Below are 15,791 nucleotides of genomic sequence, written 5' to 3'. Positions count from 1 at the left end.
TGGACGTCCTCGTGGGTGCTCGCCGGGTGAGCCCCGCATCTCAGGGGGTCTTCTGGACGAGCATGACTCGCACATCCTCCATCCCCGGCTTCACCTCGACGCGCTGAAACTCCCCGTAGGAGGGCGCGAGCTCGTACCCCTGCTTGGAGACAGTCAGCACGAACTTCTCACCCGTGAGCTGGCGGAAGGCGAAGCGTCCATCCGGGCCCGTGCTCACGCCTCGGCGCTCCCCCCCGCATACCGGGTCCTCCTGGACGGTACGGGCCGACGCCACCTGGATATGGACTCCCGCGAGCGGCTGTCCTCGTGAGTCCACCGCCATTCCAGAGAGGCCTTGTCCTCCTTCGAAGCGCAGCCGCACCCGTGCTGGCGTCTCGCCCAGCTCGACCCATTGCGAGGCGGTCCGGACGAAATCACCCCGCGCCAGCTCCGCGATGAGCTGGTAGCGGCCCGGCTCTGGAACCGCGACCACCGAGCGGCCCCGGAGGGGGGCACTCACCTCCAGCACCCGCTTCTTCACCCTGCGTCCCCCCACCTCGAGCCGGTAGCGCCCGGGCCGGGGGGTGCCGAGGGAGAACCGCCCCTCCGCATCAGACGACGCATGGACCTCGGACGGTGGCTCCCCCTGGGCCTCGAGCGGCCGCAAGGACAGGCCTTCAGCCGAGACCGGCTTCCCCGTGGCATCCACCAGCACGCCCTCGACGAGCGCCACGCGAGCCAGGGTGAAGTCCACGGTGTGCTCCCCTCGTGGCACTTCCTCCGGGTGGCGGCTCAGGACGTGGCCTTTCAGGTCCACCCTCATGTTCACCGGGCCGGGCTGCCCTGGACCCAGGCGATACCGTCCCTCTTCATCCGTGTAGGTACTCGTCCAGGAGGTGAGCTCCCCATTCCTCCACTCCGCCGAGACCCAGGCCTCCTGGACGGGCTTCCGGTCCTCGTCCAGCACCCGGCCCCGTACGTACGCGGCTGGAGCGAGTTCCAACGTGACGTCCGTGAACTCGCGCTGCCCCTCCTCGAGGTAGACCATCTCCGTGGCCCCCTCTTCGCCCTGGGTGGCGACGAGCACCTGACCGTCGGCCCGCAGACCCTCGAGGGAGAAGCGTCCCATCGCATCGGTGGTGGTCCGGGTGCTCGGTGCGAGGGGATCCGCCCGGACGAACACCTCCGCCCCCGCCACCGGGGTACCCGCGCGCCGCACGACGCCCGAAATGCGCTTGCGCGCGGGGATGATGAAGGTCTCTTCCACCTCGGGCTCGTAGCCCGTGAAACCGCCGCTCCAGGTCTCCAGCCCTTCCTTCGAGAGGAGCAACGCGTATTGCCCCGGAGGGAGGGGCCCCAGCCGGAAGTGCCCACGCTCATCGCTCACCGCCTCGAAGAAGCGGCTCTGCGCCTTGAAGATGGCGGTGACGAGCGCCCCCGCGATGGGACGCTTCGCGTCGTCCGTGACGGTGCCCGACAGCCGAACCCCCGCGCCCAGCAACAACTCCACGCCCTCGGCCCCGGCGGCCACGTCATGCCTCAGGCCCGTGCCCTCGGGACTCTCCACCCAGAGCGAGTACGCCCCCGCGGACAGGCCCTCCAGCGTGAAGGTGCCATTCTTCTCCGTGACCGCTCGGGCCAGAATGGGTGTCTCGCCCTGACGCCGCGCCACCAGGGACAGCAACTGCTCGCGCTCCGGTCCCGAGGTGCACTCGAGCAGGGGATGGCTGGTGCCAGGAACCACACAGGTCAGCTCCGAGAGCGACTCCCCCTCCACCGGGGCCGAGGCGAGCACCACCGCTCCCGGGACAGGGCCCTTCGCGCCTCGCACGGTGCCTCGGATATGGGAGCGCACGTCACGCGAGGCAGGCGGTGTGGCCTGGGACAGGGTCCGAGACGCGGTGCGGGGCCGGGTGTTGGATGCGCGGGTGCTGGCGGAAGCGGCTGGTGGCAAGGCTCCTGGTGTATTCCGGAAGGCCAGCCACGCCCCCAGGCCCAGGACCACGAGCACCGCTCCAAGCACCCACCCACGTCGCATGTCGCCCCTCCCCGCGTGACTCCCTCGAGCGCCGCGCCAGGAGGGAACCATAGCGCAGCGCTCGAGGGGATGGTCGAGTGGGGTTGAGCACGGTGACGGGTACCCTCACCCCGTCCCTCTCCCGGGGGGAGAGGGGAAATGGGGGACACTGATACTTCGTGCGCACCGAGACGACGTTGGTGGTGGTGTTGAGCGTGAGGAAGCCCTTCTGGAACTCGCTCTCGCGGCCACCGGTGACGGCGTACTCGTCGCGCACCAGATAGCCCAGCGCACCCGTCTCCCAGCCCAGCGACTCCCACTTGGCGCGGATGGGGCCGTGCACCTCGTGCGCGCCCGTCGTCGACGTCGAAGGGGGCCCCCGGGGGGCGGGCAATTCTGGAGCACCTGGGCTTGCCCACGGCATGTGCGAGGTTGGCCCCGGCACCAGCGCCACCCCAGGCCGCGTGGTGTTGAGGCTCATGAGGCGCCAAGAGGTCCAGGCCCCTGCCACGAACCTGATGGGAGCGCGGTCTGGGCAGGCGTGTACCCCAAGGGGGCTGCGCGGCCTGTCCACCGGACGGGAGCATCACTCGGGCCGCCCCTTCAGCGGCCCTCCTCGGCCCCTCTGCTCCCTCCCCCCTCAACAGGGCCCCCATCCCTCTTATGCGTTCGCCAGCACGACCCGGTCGCGCCGCCCGCCCTGACGGACAACAATCCAAGGCCGGTCCCTCGCCGCTCCTCAGTGCGCGGTGAAGCCGCCATCAACCGGCAGGCCGACGCCAATCACGAAGCTCGCGCCCGGGCTGCATAGCCATAGCACGGCGGCCGCGACCTCCTCGGCTCGGCCGAGGCGGCCGATCGACTGCTCCTTCATGATCTCCACCATCGCGTCCGACTGGCCCTTCAGCATGTTCTGCACCATCGGCGTGTCGATCGTGCCGGGGCAGACCGCATTGATGCGGATGCCGCGCGGTGCATATTCCACACCGGCACTCTTGGTCATGCCGAGCACGGCGTGCTTGGTGCCGTGGTAGGCCGCGCGCTGGGGCAGGCCGACCAGGCCGCCCAGCGACGAGCAGTTGACGATCGCGCCCGACCCTTGCGCGCGCATGACGCGCAGCTCGTGCTTCATGCATGCCCAGACGCCGAATTGGTTGACCGCTGTCACGCGCTGGAAGTTCTCGGCAGATTCGTCGGCGGCATCGCTCGGCGGCACCTGGATGCCGGCATTGTTGAACGCCATGTCGAGCCGGCCATATTCGGCGACCGCCCTATCGACCGCGGCGGCGACTTGCGCCTCGTCGGTCACGTCGCAAGTCACGCCGATCGCGATGCCGCCTTCCTCGACGATCTTCGCCGCTTCCTTCGCGGCAAGAGCTCCGTCGCGGTCGGCCAGCACCACGGACGCGCCGGCCTGTGCGAAGGCGCGGGCCGTGGCGAGCCCCATGCCCATCGCAGCGCCGGTGACCAGGGCCACCTGACCCTTGAAGTCGTATCTGGGATTCATGTCGAGTCTCCTCCCCTAACTCTTGATGTCAATGACGAATGGTCCTCGTCCCGCTCGGACTGCCGAGGGCCTGCCGGATTGGCCGCTGGCGCTGATGCCCTCCTGGCCACCGCAGCAGGAATGTGCGCTCGCACTCGTTGCTGAACAAGTCGTCGCCCGCTTCATGGGCTGTTAAGCGGCGCTTGACAGCGCCGGCCCCGCCTCAAGACTCGGGCCGTTTCCTCGCCACCGGCGGCTTCGCCGTCAGCTCACGAACCGTCTCGACGAACAGCCGAAGTGGGGCAGAGCTCTGGGCTCGACTGGGATAGTAGAGAAAGAAGCCGGGAACAGCCGCAGCGTACGGCTCGAGCACGTGCCGCAGACTTCCTTCGCGGAGTTGCTCGTGGACCAGAGGTTCCATCGCGTACGCCAGGCCCAGCCCCTGCTCAGCCCATGCCGTACAGAAGAGACCGTCGTTGACGACAAGGCTCCCGCGGACGGGCACGCGCCACGTCCGGCGGCCGCGCTCGAGCTCCCACGCATACATCGAGCCGGTGGTGGCCGAGCGAAAGGTCAAGCACTCATGACGCGGACGACGGCTTCTCGTGCGTGTGCCCCAACGACAACGACTTCCATAGCTGCGAGCACCGCAACCAGATTGATGGCAGCGTGGCCTTCGTCACCTCCGTGTTCGGCATGAACGCCGCCGGTGTGGTGTGGTGCGCCGCCTGTCGCAGGGGCGGTGATCGTCCCCGACGGGACTCGAACCCGTGGAACGCCGCCTCCCAAGCAATGTCTCGATGCTCTCAATCCAACGCACGTTTCTCGAGCGAAGGGGCCGGGAGTAGCAGCCTCCTATTGAGGTGGCGGAAGTAGAAGACGGAGTAGGGCTGACCGGAGACCAGGACGTAGGCCCCATGCGGCGGCTCGGGGTGATCCTTCAACCAGGTCTCCGCCTCCTCTCGCGAGCCGAAGGACGCCACCGTGGGAATCGCGCCCTCCGGACTGTTCCAGCTCTGGAGGAACGCCTCGAATGGATAGAAGTTGCCCGACACCTCGATGAAGTCCAGAGCGAAATAGGCGACAGCCAGGAGCTCTTTGTCTTCAGATGAGGCACCTGCCCGAAGGCGTACGAGCAACTCCTGCACCTTGGGAAGGAGTTCATGCATGTTCATGGAGACACCGTCGCAAGGTGGGGGTCAGCACATGCTCGTATCCAGGGGCAAGCGGTCGTCCCAAACAGTCGTTCTGGCAATCATTGAATTCCGCATGGCAGTCGCGCTGTCTGGTTGCGGTAAAGACAATGCTTCCGGACAGCTTGTCGCCGCCCGATAGGTGGCGAGCATGCGAGAGGTCGAAATCCTCGACGCGCTGCCAGGAGTGAGTTGCCTGCCCATCGGGCGTCTCCTCGATGAGGAGCACGAAACCCATGAGCTCTTTGGGGCTGGCAGGGGCTGCGTGACGAGCGGCACTACAGGAAGCCAGCAGGGTGATGACGATTGGGGCAAGAAGTCCTGCGGGTGTCCTTGGCGGCTTCATCGGGACTGGTTGTATCCTGGCTGCGGATGGTGTCAAAGGCGCTGCAAGTGCTGCCGAATGGCGCTGCCCGCCGTGGTGGCGTCGGTCAGGTGCGATCGGCATCCTGGGTGCGGACAGGCGCGATGGCCTGCTTCTCCCTCATCATCGCCAGCCAGCGGCGGCGCAGGGCGACGGGGTGTTCGGGATAGCGCTCGTCACGGAAGTCGACCGATGTCAGCCGGTCGGTGCGGAAGATTCGGAAGTCGGCGCGCAGCTCGCACCACGCCATGACGACGCACACCGTCGCGACATAGCCCACCATGAACGGCCAGATGACGCGCTCGCTCGTCCGGCCGGTCTTGTCAACATAGCCGATCGCGAGCTTCAGCCCCTGCCGGCTCCACGCGCGGAGCTTCGCAACATCGACGCCGACGTCACCCTGCACCTCTCGCGACGGCGGGGTTCCGACCGCGGGGTCGTCAATGATCGGGCGCAGATCCTCGGGCACGATCGCCGCGATCTTGGCGAGGACGTCGAGGGCGGCGCGGGCGAGCGTGGCGTCCGCGTGCGCCATCACCCATTGGGCCCCCAGCGCGACCGCCTCGATTTCGTCCGAGGTCAGCATCAGCGGCGGCAGATCGAAACCGCGCTCGAGGATGTAGCCGATCCCCGCCTCGCCGCGGATCGGAACGCGCTGCGCGATCAGCGCGCCGATGTCGCGGTAGATGGTGCGCTTGCTGGTCTCGAGTTCCGCTGCGATCGCATCGGCGGTCAGCGGGGCCGACGCGCGGCGCAGCACCTGGATGATCTCGAACAAGCGGTCGGCGCGTCGCATGGTGGGGTCCGTTCGTCAGCAGGTGCGGGGAAGCGCTCTCGCGACCTCGCCCGCACCGTGTAGTGCCGTGCCCGATCCTACGACGTCGCGACGAGGATCGCCGCCGACATCAGGCTGCCCAGCGTGAACATCGGGCCGCTGATCAGGCTGTAGTAGAACGGCCGCGGGAAGTTGGGGTTGATGGCGATATTGACCGTCATCGGTACCAGATAGCCGATGCCGACAAGCGCCCCCAGGAGCAGCGCATCGCCGTAGGTCGTGATGCCGAGCGCGCGCAAGAGGAACGCGGTCGTCGCGATGTTGAGCGCGCTGCACACGACCGGCCCCACGATGAACAACGGACCTGGCGTCTGCGTCGGCTGGTCGCCCTTTCCGAGCGAGGCCCTATATTGCTTGGGAAACAGCACCATGTACCAGATGCCGCCCAGCCCAAAATGGGCGATTGTCGCCGCCAGAACGGCCAGCCAGTTCATTTGTGAGAATGCTTCGGTCATCGGTCTGACTCCCTTGTCGATGTGGAAGGATCCAGGCTTGGATCAGTCTTCTCGCTGCGCCGGAAATCGGTCGCGAGTTCGATGTACCGGAGGGCTGCTGCCACCGTGCTGTCAGCATCGTGCTCGGGCGTGTACCCAAAGAGGGATGCCCCTCTACGGTCCTCCCATTTGTCCTATGTGTTGCTAAAATGGGAAACACTGACTTTAACAGTAATCCATGAAATTGTCTGATTTATCGGGCATAGTGCTGTCGATCCTTGAGGCACAAGGATCAGTCGATCCTTGAGGCACAAGGATCAGGAGGCAGCACAGTGGCAATTCGCATCCGTGGAGTGATGGGAGTAGCGGCCCTGTCATTGATGATGGGCGCCTGCACCGAAGGCAACACGACCGACAACAACAAGCCCGAGGCGGTCAGGACGCTGGCGTCCGCACTCGGCAACACCGTGGTTGACGCTGACTCGACGGGCACGGCCCGCTTCATCACCGGTGACCTGGGCAACCTGCCCGAGCTGTCCTCCCCCGAGGCGGCGCTCACCGCGGACCTGAGCCCCGTGCTGGCGAGCATCGCTCCCCAGTTCAAGCTGGACACGAACAACCTGACCCTCAAGCGCGCCTACACGGACGCCCAGGGTGACACCCACTACCGCTATGCGGTGAGCCACAACGGCCGGGCCATCTACGGCGGTGAGCTGCGCCTGCACGCGCGCGGCGGGAAGATCATCGCGGCCAACACCAACGTCCGCGGCGACCTGGTGGGCCCGGACAAGGCCACCGTGGCCCCCGAGGCGGCCATGAGCGCGGCGGAGCAGGACCGCGAGGCTCCCCAGGGGTCCCGCCTCGTGGGCTCGCCGGAGCTCTTCTACTACCGCAACGGCGAGAAGCTGGAGCTGGTGTACGAGGTTCGCCAGACCGGTGAGCAGGCCGACGGTACCCCCGTGGACGACTCGGTGCTGGTGAACGCCGCCGACGGCTCCGTCCTGCTGCGCATCCCGCACGTGCACACCGGCCTCAACCGCAAGGTGTACGACGGCAAGACGCTCTCCACCCTGCCCGGCACCCTGGCCCGCTCCGAGGGCGACGCCCCCGTGGCCGACGCTGTGGTCAACACCAGCTACGACCACCTGGGCACCGTCTACAACTGCTACCAGAGCCTGTACGGCCGCGACTCCATCAACAACGCGGGCGCCACGCTCATCAGCACCGTGCACCACCGCGTCAAGTACGTGAACGCCTTCTGGGACGGCACCCAGATGGTGTACGGCGACGGCGACGACGTCACCGCCTCCAACCTGGCCAACTCGCTGGACGTGACCGCCCACGAGCTGACCCACGCCGTGACGGACTACGAGTCGGAGCTCATCTACTCGGGTGAGTCCGGCGGCCTCAACGAGTCCATGTCCGACATCTTCGGCGCCGTGTGCGAGTGGTTCGGCGACGGCAAGGTCGTCAGCGACCGCACCTGGCTCATCGGCGACGACATCTGGACGCCGGCCACCCCGGGCGACGCCCTGCGCTACATGGCCAACCCCACCCAGGACGGCGACTCCCTGGACTACTACCCGGACTACGCCTCGGGCGTGGACGTGCACTACAGCTCCGGTATCTCCAACCTGGCCTTCTACATGCTGAGCCAGGGCGGTACCCACCCGAAGGGCAAGACCACCCAGGTGGTGGCCGGCATCGGCATCGAGAAGGCCTCGCGCATCTTCTACAAGGCCAACGCTGACATCATGACGCCGAGCACCACGTTCGAGCAGGCCAAGGTGGCCACCGAGCAGGCCGCTCAGCAGCTGGGCTACGACGCGGCCACCATCGCGTCCGTCACCAACGCCTGGAAGGCCGTGGGCGTGGGCGTGCCCGTGCTTCCGCCGGTCAGCACCCCGATCGAGAAGAACACCCCGATCTCCGACATCGCTGGCGCCAAGGGCTCCAAGGTGTACTACAGCTTCCAGGTGCCCGAGGGTGCGACCGACCTGAACGTCAGCATCGCTGGTGGCACGGGTGACACGGACCTGTACGTGCGCTTCGCCAACGCGCCCACCACCACTCAGTACGACTGCCGTCCCTACAAGTCCGGCAACGCGGAGAGCTGCCTCTTCGCCGCTCCCGCCCAGGGCACCTGGTACGCCATGCTCAACGGCTTCAGCGCCTACACCGGCGTGACGCTGACGGTCACCTGGAAGGGCGGCTACATCAACATCGACAACGGCATGCTGCTCAAGGACCTCTCCGGCCAGCCCGGCTCGGAGCAGGTCTACAAGCTGGTGGTGCCCGCCCCGACGAAGCCCAACGCGAAGATCAAGCTCAAGGTGCGCACCTTCGGCGGCACGGGCAACGCGGACATCTACGTGCAGCATGGCTCGGCGCCGACCGCGTTCGAGTACGAGTGCCGCAGCGTGGGCAAGAAGAACTCGGAGTCCTGCAACCTCAAAGACATCCGTCCCGGCAACTACTACATCAAGGTTTTCGGCGCGAAGGGCGGCTACGAGGGCCTCGGACTGTACGCCAAGTCCTCCGCGAGCGGCCACGGCCACGACGACGATGACGACGGCGGCCACGACGACGATGACGACGGCCACGACCACGACGACTGACGCCGGGTAGACAGGGAGCTCCGTGCCGATGACAGATGGCACGGAACTCCCAACCTGGATGGCCCAGTGACATGACGGCCGCTCCCGTTCTCGCGGGGGCGGCCGTTTCACTTCTGCGGGTCAGGGGGCCTTGGTTGCTGGCAGGACCTTCACCGGGCTCGGGACTATACGCGCCCTCAGGGCGCCTCCAGCGGTGCGTTCTCGGCCAGGGTGATCGCCCACCATGGGCCCTCGGAGCGTCCCAGGAGCGCGCTCCAGTACCACGCCGACACGTCCGACCAATGGCCTCCCCGGCCGTCCATTACCGCCTCGCGCACCACCATGCGTGAGGCGCCCCGCGAGACGATGAACTGGTTCCAGGGCGGTCCGTCCTCCTGACGCCAGAACGGAGCGGGGCTAATGGCGTAGCCAAGCCCCAGGAAGCACGCATGCGTGGAGTGAAGCTGGCGCGTGGGAGCCGCCACCCACCGCAAGATGAGCTCCCGCTGCCCATCCGAGAAGCGGGCGATGCGCCCTGGGAAGCCCTCGCCGAAGCGCGCCTCCAGCTCCGTCAGTGGCAGCTCGCGCAGAGGCCTCCCCTCGAAAGTAGAGGGCCAGCCCGGGAAGGCCATGCTCACCGGTGCGGGCTCACGCGAGGACCGCCACAGGGGAGCCGTCGCCAGCAGCATGGTCGAGAGCGTGAACGCGACCCAGAGGCCCCGGCTCATCCGTGCGCCTCCGAGACCCGCTGCCGCCCGTGCAGCCACAGGCAGATGGCGGCGATGAGGAGACAGACGGGGATGAAGGAGCTCACGCCCACGCCGTCATGCAGCCAGGGCGGGCCCGGCACCTGGCGGCGCTCGAGGAGCGTGAGCGCGCTGACCCGCAGCGCATTGCCGAAGAGGATGGCGCCCAGGCCAAGCGCGCAGGCCAGCAGTGTCCTCACCGCGCCGAGCCTCAGCATGCACGCGAGGGTGACGGCCAGGAACAGCCCCACCCAGAGCATGCGCGCGCCGCTGCAGGGCACATCCACGAGGATGACCTCCGAGCCAATCACCAGCTGGACGCCCTCGCGCACCGCGGGCAGCCCCAGGGAGCGCAGCATCGGCGCGGCCAGTGCAGCGGCCGTAAGCCGCAGCGGGTAGCCCAGGTAGAACTGCACCGTTGCCAGCACGGGCATGGACAGCAGCGCCAGCAACCACGTGCCCAGGTGGAAGGCCCGGCCCGAGGTCATCCGCGACACGATGGCCGTCAAGCACAGCACGCACACCGTCGCGCGGATCAGCGGAGTCAGCCACGGGTATGCCAACACCAGCGCGACATTCACGCCCGCGAGCACTCCGAGCTCCACGTTCCGCAGGGGATGACGTGCCCCCCGAGGCAGCAACATCACCATTGCCACCAGAGCGAGCAGGCCCCACGGCTCGTCCGAGCCATCCCGAACGCGCCGGGCATACCAGCTCCACGCATGCCAGCTCGCGAGGAGCTGCAGCAGCAGGATGAGGTAGGACCGCCCCATCAAGCCGCTCGACGCAGACGGAAGGCGATGAGCAGGAGGCAGGCCACCCCCAACAGCATCCACGTCTCCGGCTCCGGCACGCTGGGCACGCTGCCTGGATCCACGGGCTTGAGGCCCGCCGCGTCGTATTGCGACTGACGCTCGAGGACGACAGCGCCCGAGACCGCCGAGACGAGTTGGTGGTGGGTGGCCAGCTCCAGCGCCCGGGCTCGCGTCGGCTCCTGCTCGGACTCGGCCAGCCGGGCGATCTCTCCCGCTGCCCACAGGCGTGCCAGGTGCGACGAGGTCTTCCACCCCTCCGGCGGAAGCTTCAGCTCCGCCAGGGGCAAGCGCTCGCGGTAGAACTCAGGAGCCTCGCTGCCCCAGCGGGTGAACAGGGTCTTCAAGTCCTGCTCCAGGGGAGCGGTTCGCGGAACGGCCTGGAGCGGCGTGCGGTCAGCCAGCCCCACCGCCATCTGGTTCGGGCCCCGGCCCACCATCACGTCCAACAACACCGCCGGCAGCGGGGGGGCACGCCACCAGACAGAAGTCCCCTCATCGCCAGGGGTGGACCGCGGCTCCAGCTCGAGCGACATGGGATGCGGGCCGTGGATCCAGACCACGGCAGTGCGCCCCTGAGGCGCCACCATCGACCAGGCCCGGGCCAACACGGCGTTGGCATCCTGGCCTCCCGCCGTGGGCAGCTCCCTCACCCGTTCCGCGAGGGACTGGAGCACCGCCGCGTCCACCTTGCCTGGCGGGAGCAGCTCCTCGACTCCATCCAGGGAGGCCAGCACCGCCAGCTCTGTCTCCTGCGGGAAGGAGCCCAGCGCCGAGGCGATCTCGGGCAACGCGTCCTTCATCCCCACCGAGCCGTCCAGGACCAGGATCACCCGCTCGGGCATCTCCACCCGGGTTCGCAACAGCCGCTGGCGCACCACGTAACCCGTGGGCTCGAGCAGGTCCTCCGTCCACGCGGTGTCCGGGGCGCCCTTGCGCTGCACGGTGAGCATGGCCTGGGGAGGATGCAGCGCCTCGTCTCCCAGCGCGCCCAGCCACTCGCTCACGCCATCCTTCCGCTGCTCCACGCTTCCGCCGGCCTGGGTGCTGAGCCGGCGCAGGGATTCGACCCGCACCGCGTGCCGGAAGTCGTCGGCGATGTGGAAGTTGCGCTCGGCCAGCGAGGGCAGCAGCAACGTAGCGTTGCGGCCGTCGTCCTTCGGCAGCAGCGGCGCCGTGATGCCGAGCTTGATCTTCATCGGTGGGCCCTTCACCACCGGGAAGCACTGCACCTGGACGCGGTCCTTGCCCTTGTACGTCACCAGCAGTGGATCCCTCCGGGTCCGGACAACGGCTTCGTAGGCCTCACGAGCCTTGGCGGTGCTCGCGAAGGCGGCCTCACGTTCCTGCCCGTCGATGTAGAGCGTCACCCGAGAGACCACCGCACCCGGAGGAAGGATGAGCTCGGTGCGCGCCTCCGACTGGCCCTCCGCCGTCGTCTCGAAGCTCATCGTCCACTCGAGGTAGGCGAGCGCCGCGTCGCCATCCACCGAGCCCTTCAGCTCCGAGCTGGCCAGCGAAAGCCCCGGGACACGCCCGCCCACTTCCCGGCCGCCCTGATCGTCGTCATTGGAACGAAAGCCCCCCTCGAGATGGACGCGCTCAGGCTTGGGGACCGAGTTGAACGTCTTGCCCGTCACCCGGTAGTAGACAGTCCTCGCCTCCTCGACGCTCACCGAGTCGTCCCACGACAGCAGGAAGTCCACGAGGGTGGCCCGCCGTGGGGCGAAGTAGCACGCGGTGAGCAGCGTCTCCTCGCTCCCCAGGCGGCGCAACCACTGGAGCGCAGTGCGTTGGCTCTCTGGAGAGCCGTTCACCGCCACATGCAGCGCCATCCGCGTCCCCGACACCGGCGCCTCCACGATGAGGAACGCCATCAACGCGACGCCCATGCCGATCCACGAGGCCGCCATCGGAGCGCTCGAGGGAAGCACCCGCTTCAACCGGCTGCGCATGACCAGGGCCAGGCAGAACGACAGCAGCGGAGACAGCGGCATGAGGCCCGCGCCCATGAACAGCACGCCAATCAGCGCCACGGGCGTGAGCGGCAGGAAGAGGAGGGCGTAGACGAGACTGACCCCCAGGGCCATGCCATTGATGAAGACGGTATTGCGCAGCAGCCGTGGCGTGCGCTTGGACGTGGCGACCAGGGCCAGCAGGTTCGCCGCCGGTACACCCGCCACGAGGAGCATATGGACGACGGTGGGCACCGGATCGAACAGCTCGCTGGTGCACCACCGCAGGGTCAGCTCGAAGCCAAGGGTGAACGCGGGCAGAACCACGCCGAACACCGCCACCAGGAGCGTCACGAACGCCGACACCTTCATGGGGCGTGGTGCCTTCGGGAGTGCTCGCGCAGGCTCGGGCATCCCGGGCGGTGGGGACTCGTCAGGGGGCTGCTGTCTCTGGGGTTCGTTCATGCGGCCTCCGGCCTCCGCATGAATCTAGCCTGGGTGCGCCTTCGCTGTACCGGCGTAGAGGCGGTGAGAGCTACCCCTACGGACGGATCCATTTGTACGTGGACGAGCAGCCGCAGGCGAGGGTGAGGCTCCCCTCGTAGCAATCCTGCCTCGAGCCCGGGGCCTGCTCGGAGACCCGGCGATGGAACGGCTGGCCAAGGCTCGCGTGGTAGTGTTCGGTCCACCTCTTCCAGCCGAGGCCCTTGCGCTTGCTGTTTCGCATCCGGTGGCGCCTGACCTTCTGCTCCACCCAACGGCTCACTGCTCAGCAGGCCCCGGCGCAGGGGCCACCGCAGCTCGCGTGGTGTTGAGCCCTCAGCACTGATTGTCAGAATGCCCACGCCCCCTGCCTCGCCCCTCCGGGGACTGTGTCCAGGGCTGGCGTGTGCACCAAGCGCTCTGCTCCGCCTCTAACCTGCCCCGGTGGGGGGAGCAACCTGGGGACCAGGGCCAGGCGCCAAGCCCGCATCCCGTGGTGGCAGCGAGGCAGGCCTCCCACGAGGCACAGCGGACCGGTCGCAACGGCCACGTTGACCAGCACTGGTGCCTGGGGGTGATTGTCCCGCCTGGAGAGGATGCCCAACGTGAGTTGCGACAGGAGGCAGCCATGGCCAAGAGTCTGGAGAAGTATCAGCGCCAGATTGCCAAGGGACTCGAGAGAGCATTCCAAGAGCCGTCCCACGGCATGGCGGTGGAGCTGGATTCCCTCCGCCTCATCATCCTCTCGGATCTCCACCGGGGCGCGAGGGACGGCGCGGACGACTTCCAGCGCTGCGAGCGTGCGTTCAACGCCGCGCTCGCGTACTACTTCCGAGCCGGGTACACGCTCTGCCTGCTGGGTGACGTGGAAGAGCTCTGGGAGTGCCGCCCGGGCACCGTCCTCCAGAAGTACCAGCATTCGTTCGAACTCGAGCGGAAGTTCCGGCAGGAGGGGCGGTACTGGCGCTTCTGGGGCAACCACGACGACCTGTGGTCCTTCCCGAAGGCCGTCCAGAAATACCTCGGCACCGTGGGCCTGGATGGGCCGATCTGGGAGAGCCTGCGCTTGGAGGTGCGGGACCAGGGTACCCGGCTCGGTGAGCTCTTCTTCGTCCATGGACACCAGGGCACGACGAGCAGCGACCGGTTCGGCCGTGTGAGCCGCCTGTTCGTCCGCTACGTCTGGCGCAACTTGCAGCGGTTGACGAAGATGGCGTCCACCACTCCCGCCCGGGACTGGGTGCTCCGGCAGAAGCATGACCAGGCCATGTACCGGTGGGCGCTGACCCGGCGTGAAACGGGGATGATCCTCTTCGCGGGGCATACGCACCGGCCCGTCTTCAAGGCGGAGAACCTGGTGGACAAGCTGACCCGCGAGCTCGAGGAGCTCGAGCGCAGGCCGGACGGGCCGAAGCTCCTGGAGCAACGCCAGGCCCTCGAAGCCGAGCTGGAATGGGTGCGCGCGAGCCAGTTCCAGGCGCCGGAGGCCATCCTCATGGAGGCGCCGAGCTACTTCAACACGGGGTGCTGCTCCTTCGGCGATGGCGACGTGACCGGGCTGGAGATCGCCGACGGAAAGATCCAGCTCGTGCGCTGGCCCGACGATGCCGACCAGCCGCGCCCCCGGGTGCTCAACGATGAACCGGCCGACCTCCGGCAGTGCTTCGAGGAGCTCCGCGGCTCGCGGCGCTTGCCTGGAGGAGTCGAGGTCCCGTTGCAGCCCGGTGTCTCTCCTGAGGGGACAGCGCTTCACTGAGCCTGCCCCGGTTTTGTGGCTCTCCCGCACTTTGTGTGGTTCCGCAGCGGCGGGAGGCGAGCTGCCCTCGTTCATCTCGAAACCCTCGGTGGCCTGAAGCCCCCTCTCCTGCTCATCCTTCCGCGCCGAGGGCCAGGGAGGACAGGCTCGCGAGCAGGGGCGCCAGCACGGAGAGCCCCTGCTGGAAATCCTGGAGCGCGGTGCGCTGAAGGCCGAGCCAGGTGCGGACGGCCTGCTGCTCCTGGGACCAGTCCTTCCAGCTCAGGCCCGCGGCGGGAGACTCCCTCACGAACCGGGCCGCGAGCGCCTCACCCACGTCCGTCAGCGTCTTGCGCGTGGGCAGGTACACGCTGGCGAGAAGCCCCGTGTAGTAGACGCCGTAGCCCAAGACGCGCGACGACTCCAAGACTCCGACCTGGGAGGGAACGAGCTCGTTGAGCAGATTGCGGAACGCGCCGAGGCTCAGGGTCGACGTACCGAGGGTGACGGCGGAGAAGAGGAGGAAGCGCTCCAATCGCGACCGGAGTCGCTGATACCGCAGCAGCTCGTCATCGAGGCCCTCCGCCACGGACTCCTCTCCCCGAGAGACCGGCTCCCACGGGTATGCGAGCAGTTGGACGTGCATGCTCAACATGCCGGCGGTGTGCAGCGTCGTGAACGCTGCCGTGCTCATGCCCAAGATGAAGAACTTCGCGCGCAGGTGCGGCACCTGGAGCAACGCCTCAACGTCTGCGGGCAGGGCCCATCGTTGGGTGATGGGTTGCACCACGAAGGGAAAGGAGCTGAGGACCCAGGCGAGGAGCGTACAGAGCACCAGCGCCGTTCGCTCGCTCCTCCGGCCCGGCCAGCCCATGCGGTGGCTCCTGGAGTCATGGAGGATGACGAGCAGGGAGGCCAACCAGAGCGCGGTCTGAAGTCCCATGAGGATATGCCAGAGCCGCGCTCGGTTCGGGTCCCGGACTCCCAGAAAGGGGACCGTGGCCGCGAAGCCCAAGGGGCAGAGAACGGAGAAGACGAGCGGCGAGCGGAAGAGGAGTGAAAGGGTCGAACGTCCTGCGTCACGCGGCTCCGACATGAAAACCCCCCAGTGTGGTGGAGGGCAGGATAGCGCGAGCGCACTACCCGACGCGTCTG

14 protein-coding genes and 1 pseudogene are annotated in these 15,791 nt (G+C 67.7%); 2 read left to right on the top strand and 13 right to left on the bottom strand.

What is annotated here, in order from left to right; genetic code table 11:
• Positions 1-40: 40 nt before the first annotated feature.
• From OV287_RS14390 to OV287_RS14350, 8 genes and pseudogenes are all read right to left on the bottom strand, one after another.
• Positions 41-1,810, bottom strand: coding sequence for a carboxypeptidase-like regulatory domain-containing protein (locus tag OV287_RS14390; protein ID WP_267534587.1), 1,770 nt, complete (start codon positions 1,808-1,810; stop codon positions 41-43).
• Between the two features lie 25 nt (positions 1,811-1,835).
• Positions 1,836-2,390 carry an LGFP repeat-containing protein gene (locus tag OV287_RS14385; RefSeq protein ID WP_267534586.1) on the bottom strand — a complete coding sequence of 185 codons (555 nt, stop codon included), beginning with the start codon at positions 2,388-2,390 and terminating at the stop codon, positions 1,836-1,838.
• Between the two features lie 345 nt (positions 2,391-2,735).
• Positions 2,736-3,503 carry an SDR family oxidoreductase gene (locus OV287_RS14380; RefSeq protein WP_267534585.1) on the bottom strand — a complete coding sequence of 256 codons (768 nt, stop codon included), beginning with the start codon at positions 3,501-3,503 and terminating at the stop codon, positions 2,736-2,738.
• 202 nt (positions 3,504-3,705) lie between these two features.
• Positions 3,706-4,068: pseudogene (locus OV287_RS14375) on the bottom strand (LysR substrate-binding domain-containing protein); the annotation flags it as partial.
• Between the two features lie 220 nt (positions 4,069-4,288).
• The gene (locus OV287_RS14365; RefSeq protein WP_267534584.1) at positions 4,289-4,657 is read right to left on the bottom strand and encodes a hypothetical protein; all 369 of its coding nucleotides are present in this window, start codon (positions 4,655-4,657) and stop codon (positions 4,289-4,291) included.
• Positions 4,644-4,913: a hypothetical protein gene (locus OV287_RS14360; RefSeq protein WP_267534583.1), complete on the bottom strand. Its 270-nt coding sequence runs from the start codon at positions 4,911-4,913 to the stop codon at positions 4,644-4,646. Before OV287_RS14360 ends, OV287_RS14365 begins: the two co-directional genes overlap by 14 nt.
• 193 nt (positions 4,914-5,106) lie before the next feature.
• Complete coding sequence (locus OV287_RS14355; RefSeq protein ID WP_267534582.1) at positions 5,107-5,835, bottom strand: helix-turn-helix transcriptional regulator; 729 nt, start codon at positions 5,833-5,835, stop codon at positions 5,107-5,109.
• A 77-nt stretch (positions 5,836-5,912) separates the two neighbouring features.
• A complete protein-coding gene (locus OV287_RS14350; RefSeq protein WP_267534581.1) occupies positions 5,913-6,329 on the bottom strand; it encodes a DUF1761 domain-containing protein in 417 nt (138 codons plus the stop codon).
• 311 nt (positions 6,330-6,640) lie between these two features.
• Here OV287_RS14350 and OV287_RS14345 point away from each other — a divergent pair, with 311 nt between their 5' ends.
• Positions 6,641-8,926: a M4 family metallopeptidase gene (locus tag OV287_RS14345; protein ID WP_308809567.1), complete on the top strand. Its 2,286-nt coding sequence runs from the start codon at positions 6,641-6,643 to the stop codon at positions 8,924-8,926.
• Positions 8,927-9,102: 176 nt separating this feature from the next.
• On the opposite strand, the gene xrtQb is transcribed toward OV287_RS14345, so the two are convergent.
• From xrtQb to OV287_RS14325, 4 genes are all read right to left on the bottom strand, one after another.
• Complete coding sequence (gene xrtQb, locus OV287_RS14340) at positions 9,103-9,633, bottom strand: exosortase Q subunit 2 (RefSeq protein WP_267534580.1); 531 nt, start codon at positions 9,631-9,633, stop codon at positions 9,103-9,105.
• Complete coding sequence (locus OV287_RS14335) at positions 9,630-10,424, bottom strand: archaeosortase/exosortase family protein (protein WP_267534579.1); 795 nt, start codon at positions 10,422-10,424, stop codon at positions 9,630-9,632. The genes xrtQb and OV287_RS14335 overlap by 4 nt, the downstream gene beginning before the upstream one ends.
• On the bottom strand, positions 10,424-12,883 hold the full coding sequence (locus OV287_RS14330) for a VIT domain-containing protein (RefSeq protein WP_267534578.1): 2,460 nt from the start codon (positions 12,881-12,883) through the stop codon (positions 10,424-10,426). Before OV287_RS14330 ends, OV287_RS14335 begins: the two co-directional genes overlap by 1 nt.
• A 76-nt stretch (positions 12,884-12,959) precedes the next feature.
• Positions 12,960-13,145 (bottom strand): hypothetical protein, encoded by a 186-nt coding sequence (locus tag OV287_RS14325; RefSeq protein ID WP_267534577.1) that lies wholly within the window; start codon positions 13,143-13,145, stop codon positions 12,960-12,962.
• Positions 13,146-13,529: 384 nt separating this feature from the next.
• Between OV287_RS14325 and OV287_RS14320 the strand changes: the two genes are divergently transcribed.
• The gene (locus OV287_RS14320; protein WP_267534576.1) at positions 13,530-14,657 is read left to right on the top strand and encodes a metallophosphoesterase; all 1,128 of its coding nucleotides are present in this window, start codon (positions 13,530-13,532) and stop codon (positions 14,655-14,657) included.
• A gap of 112 nt (positions 14,658-14,769) precedes the next feature.
• Here the strand turns inward: OV287_RS14320 and OV287_RS14315 are convergent, their stop codons facing one another.
• Positions 14,770-15,579, bottom strand: a complete 810-nt coding sequence (locus tag OV287_RS14315; RefSeq protein ID WP_267534575.1) for a hypothetical protein — start codon at positions 15,577-15,579, stop codon at positions 14,770-14,772.
• Between the last annotated feature and the right edge of the window lie 212 nt (positions 15,580-15,791).

The sequence above is a fragment of the Archangium lansingense genome (assembly GCF_026626635.1).
Classification (GTDB): domain Bacteria; phylum Myxococcota; class Myxococcia; order Myxococcales; family Myxococcaceae; genus Archangium; species Archangium lansingense.
Note: the sequence above shows the minus strand (reverse complement) of the source record. Positions and strands in the feature narration are given on the sequence as shown.

Coding starts and splice junctions, on each gene's coding strand:
- OV287_RS14380 (WP_267534585.1), bottom strand. CDS start 3,503: ATGAATCCCAGATACGACTTCAAGGGTCAGGTGGCCCTGGTCACCGGC.
- OV287_RS14365 (WP_267534584.1), bottom strand. CDS start 4,657: ATGAACATGCATGAACTCCTTCCCAAGGTGCAGGAGTTGCTCGTACGC.
- OV287_RS14360 (WP_267534583.1), bottom strand. CDS start 4,913: ATGGGTTTCGTGCTCCTCATCGAGGAGACGCCCGATGGGCAGGCAACT.
- OV287_RS14355 (WP_267534582.1), bottom strand. CDS start 5,835: ATGCGACGCGCCGACCGCTTGTTCGAGATCATCCAGGTGCTGCGCCGC.
- OV287_RS14350 (WP_267534581.1), bottom strand. CDS start 6,329: ATGACCGAAGCATTCTCACAAATGAACTGGCTGGCCGTTCTGGCGGCG.
- xrtQb (WP_267534580.1), bottom strand. CDS start 9,633: ATGAGCCGGGGCCTCTGGGTCGCGTTCACGCTCTCGACCATGCTGCTG.
- OV287_RS14335 (WP_267534579.1), bottom strand. CDS start 10,424: ATGGGGCGGTCCTACCTCATCCTGCTGCTGCAGCTCCTCGCGAGCTGG.
- OV287_RS14330 (WP_267534578.1), bottom strand. CDS start 12,883: ATGAACGAACCCCAGAGACAGCAGCCCCCTGACGAGTCCCCACCGCCC.
- OV287_RS14325 (WP_267534577.1), bottom strand. CDS start 13,145: ATGCGAAACAGCAAGCGCAAGGGCCTCGGCTGGAAGAGGTGGACCGAA.
- OV287_RS14320 (WP_267534576.1), top strand. CDS start 13,530: ATGGCCAAGAGTCTGGAGAAGTATCAGCGCCAGATTGCCAAGGGACTC.
- OV287_RS14315 (WP_267534575.1), bottom strand. CDS start 15,579: ATGGGACTTCAGACCGCGCTCTGGTTGGCCTCCCTGCTCGTCATCCTC.